Source organism: Gammaproteobacteria bacterium, from assembly GCA_033720895.1.
Lineage (GTDB): Bacteria > Pseudomonadota > Gammaproteobacteria > Natronospirales > JAJUFS01 > JAWWBS01.
In genome coordinates this window covers 1-4,056 of the sequence record JAWWBS010000100.1, presented here as the reverse complement: position 1 = coordinate 4,056, position 4,056 = coordinate 1, and the positions used below count along the sequence as shown (strand labels likewise).

The following is a 4,056-nucleotide window of genomic DNA, read 5'->3' as shown; positions in this document are numbered from 1 at the left end:
TGCTGGTCAAGGTGCCGGGTCTCGGCACCAGCCGCGTCATGCTGCTCGGCCTCGGCAAGGAAGCGGACCTCGATTCGCTGACACTGCAGAAAGCCGTGAAGTCCGCTGCCAGCCAGCTGGTCGGCACCGACATCAAGCACGCCACCTTCGCGCTGGAAGATGCGGCGAAGAAACTCGACCCGCTCGCTGCCCTGCGCGACACCGTGCTGGCCGTATCCTATGGCAGCTATCGTTTCGAACACTGCAAGACCGTCGCCAAGGCGAAGAAGAAGATCGCCCTGAACAAGGTGAGCTTCGTCGCCGAAGGAAAGAGCGCTGCCAAGCGCAAGACCGCAGTGAAGAACGCGGCGGCCGTTGCCAGCGGCGTGGAATTCACCCGCGACCTCGGCAACCTGCCGGGCAACATCTGCACCCCGACCTACCTCGCCAACGAAGCCAAGAAGCTGGCCAAGGAACACGCCAAGCTGAAGGTCACCGTGCTGGACGAGAAGAAGATGAAGGAACTCAAGATGGGTTCGCTGCTGTCCGTCTCGCGCGGTTCGCGCCAGCCGGCCAAGCTGATCATTTTCGAATGGAAGGGTGGCAAGGCCGGTGACAAGCCGAACGCCATCGTCGGCAAGGGCCTGACCTTCGACGCTGGCGGCATCTCCCTGAAGCCGGCCCCGGCCATGGACGAGATGAAGTACGACATGTGCGGTGGCGCCAGCGTCTTCGGCGCCATGAAGGCCGTTTGCGAAATGGGCCTGAACAAGAATGTCGTCGGTGTCGTGCCCGCCTCCGAGAATCTCCCGGACGGCGACGCCAACAAGCCGGGCGACATCGTCACCTCGATGTCCGGCCAGACCATCGAAATCCTCAACACGGATGCCGAAGGTCGCCTGATTCTCTGTGACGCCCTGACCTACACCGAGCGCTTCAAGCCGAAGACCGTGATCGACATTGCCACCCTGACCGGTGCCTGCGTGGTCGCCCTCGGCTCGCATGCCTCCGGCCTGATGGGCAACGACGACAAGCTGATCGAGAAGATCAAGAAGGCCGCCGACGATTCCTCGGATCGCGTCTGGCAGCTGCCGCTGTGGTCGGATTACGATCGCCAGCTGGATTCGCCCTTCGCCGACATGCAGAACATCGGTGGCAAGGAAGCCGGCAGCATTACCGCGGGCTGCTTCCTCGCGCGTTTCACCAGGAAGTTCAAGTGGGCGCATCTGGATGTGGCTGGCACGGCCTGGGGCTCGGGCGCCGAGAAGTCGGCTTCCGGTCGTCCGGTGCCGCTGCTCGTGCAGTACCTGATGGACAATTGATCCGGACCTCGCTGACGTGACCGAGATCGATTTCTACGTGCTTGAAGGCGCTGCTCCCGGCAAACGGGAGCAGTTTGCCTGCAAGCTCGTGGACAAGGTGCATTCCCTCGGCCACGACATCTTCATACACACCGACAACAGCGCCGTCGCGAATTCGATCAACGAGCTGCTCTGGACCTTTCGCGACGACAGCTTCATCCCGCATGGCCTCGCCGGCGAGGAAACGGATGCGAAGGTCATCATCGGCAGCGGGCAGGCACCCGCCAGCCCACCGCACCTGCTGATCAACCTTTCGCGCGAAGTGCCGGAGTTCTTCAGCCAGTTCGAACGCGTTGCCGAAGTGCTGGATGACAGCGAAGAAGAACGCGAGGCCGGACGCGAGCGCTTTCGTTACTACCGCGACCGCGGCTATGATCTGAAGACGCACAAGCTGAAGTAGCCACCAGAGAGCAATCAACATGGCCGGCAAGAAGCAAGACAGCAACATCGCGGACCTCGCCGCCCGGCTGGCCAGCGATGAGCCGGAAGCATCGACCTCGGACCAGGATATCGAGATCCCCGAGCTGGATGATGTCGTCAAGCCGGTGAAAGCCGAGCCCAAGCCCCCGCCGAATTTCGACCTGTTTGCCGACGCCGGCATCGACCGCGAGCAGTTGAAGGCCGAAATCCGCCAGGCGCTGGAGACCGAGATCGACGCCGTGATGGCCGACCTCAAGCAGGCACTGGCCACCGCCCTCCAGGCCAGCCTCGAGGCCCGGGTGCAGAAAGAGCTGCCCGCGCTGCTGGACCGGATCTTCGACCAGATCGTTGCCCGTCGCCATAAATAAGCCATAAATAAGCCAGAAATAAGCCCGCTCCACCCCGGATTTCTCCCCTCCAGCCCGCTGCCGGCGGCAGCATCCGCCGGTTTCGTTCGGTATACTTGCCCGCTTCGAGTCGGCTCATAAGGGTCGGCAACCCGTGAAAACAACGCAGCAAACGACCCGGACAGCATGGACAAGACCTACGAACCCTCCGCCATCGAGCAGCGCTGGTACGACACCTGGGAAAAAGACGGCCATTTCGCCCCCTCCGGCGAGGGCACGCCGTATTCGATCCTGATCCCGCCGCCGAATGTCACCGGCACGCTGCACATGGGCCATGCCTTCCAGCACACCCTGCAGGACGCGCTGATCCGCTATCACCGCATGCAGGGCGACGACACCCTCTGGGAACCGGGCACCGACCATGCCGGCATTGCCACGCAGATGGTTGTCGAGCGCCAATTGAATGCCGAGGGCAAGACGCGCCACGACCTGGGCCGCGAGAAGTTTGTCGAGAAGGTCTGGGAATGGAAGAAGTTCTCCGGCGACACCATCACCCGCCAGATGCGCCGCCTCGGTGACTCCACGGACTGGAACCGCGAATGGTTCACCATGGACCCGACCATTTCGAATGCCGTGCTCGAGACCTTCGAGCGCCTGTACGACGAAGGCATCATCTACCGCCGCAAGCGCCTGGTGAACTGGGATCCGGTGCTGCACACCGCGCTGTCCGATCTCGAGGTGCTGTCCGAGGAAGAACAGGGCCATCTCTGGCACCTGGAATACCCGCTGTCCGATGGCTCCGGCAAGGTCACCGTCGCGACGACCCGTCCGGAAACCATGCTGGGCGACACCGCCGTGGCCGTGCACCCGGAAGACGAGCGTTACCAGCAGCTCATCGGCAAGACGATCACGCTGCCGTTGACCGGCCGCGAGATCCCGGTCATTGCCGATGACTATGTCGATCCGGAATTCGGTTCCGGTTGCGTGAAGATCACGCCGGCGCATGACTTCAATGACTACGAAATCGGCCAGCGGCACTCCCTTCCGATGATCAACATCTTCAACGAGTCCGCCGAGATCAATAACAACGCGCCGGAAAAATACCGTGGCCTGTCCAGCAAGGAAGCACGCAAGGTCGTGCTCGCCGACCTCGAAGCCGAGGGCGCGCTGCTGAAGACCGACAAGCACAAACTCATGGTACCGCGCGGCGACCGCTCGAATGCCGTGGTCGAGCCCTACCTCACCGACCAGTGGTATATGAAGATGGAAGGCCTCGCTGCGCCGGCCATCAAGGCCGTCGAAGATGGCGACATCAAGTTCGTGCCGGAGAACTGGTCCAAGACCTACTTCAACTGGCTGAACGACATCCAGGATTGGTGTATCTCGCGCCAGCTCTGGTGGGGTCACCGCATCCCGGCCTGGTACGACAAGGATGGCAACATCTACGTCGGCAAGGACGAAGCGCATGTGCGCGAGAAGTATTCGCTGGCTGCCGACCTGGACCTGAAGCAGGACACCGACGTCCTCGACACCTGGTACAGCGCCGCGCTGCTGCCGTTCGCGACTCTAGGCTGGCCCGAGAAAACGGAAGACCTGGAGAAGTTCCTGCCGAGCAACGTGCTGGTCACGGGCTTCGACATCATCTTCTTCTGGGTTGCGCGCATGATCATGATGACCATGAAGTTCACCAACCAGGTGCCCTTCAAGGAAATCTACATCACCGGCCTGATCCGCGATGAAAACGGCCAGAAGATGTCCAAGTCCAAGGGCAACATCATCGATCCGATCGACCTCATCGACGGCATCGATCTCGAACCGCTGGTCGAGAAGCGCACCTTCGGCATGATGCAGCCACAGCTGAAAGCCAAGGTCGAGAAAGCCACGCGCAAGACCTTCCCGGAAGGCATCCGCGCTTACGGCACCGATGCGCTGCGCTTCACCCTGACCGC

Annotated in this window: 4 protein-coding genes; all 4 read left to right on the top strand. The window is 61.9% G+C overall.

Annotated elements, in window-relative coordinates; genetic code table 11:
• Positions 1-1,301 (top strand): leucyl aminopeptidase (locus R3217_10455; GenBank protein ID MDX1455863.1); only part of this gene is annotated, 1,301 nt, incomplete at its 5' end.
• Positions 1,302-1,317: 16 nt separating this feature from the next.
• Entirely contained in the window at positions 1,318-1,740 is a 423-nt protein-coding gene (locus R3217_10450; protein MDX1455862.1) for a DNA polymerase III subunit chi, read from the top strand.
• Between the two features lie 19 nt (positions 1,741-1,759).
• The gene (locus R3217_10445; protein ID MDX1455861.1) at positions 1,760-2,128 is read left to right on the top strand and encodes a hypothetical protein; all 369 of its coding nucleotides are present in this window, start codon (positions 1,760-1,762) and stop codon (positions 2,126-2,128) included.
• A 165-nt stretch (positions 2,129-2,293) separates the two neighbouring features.
• On the top strand, positions 2,294-4,056 hold a 1,763-nt coding region (locus R3217_10440), incomplete at its 3' end, for a valine--tRNA ligase (protein MDX1455860.1).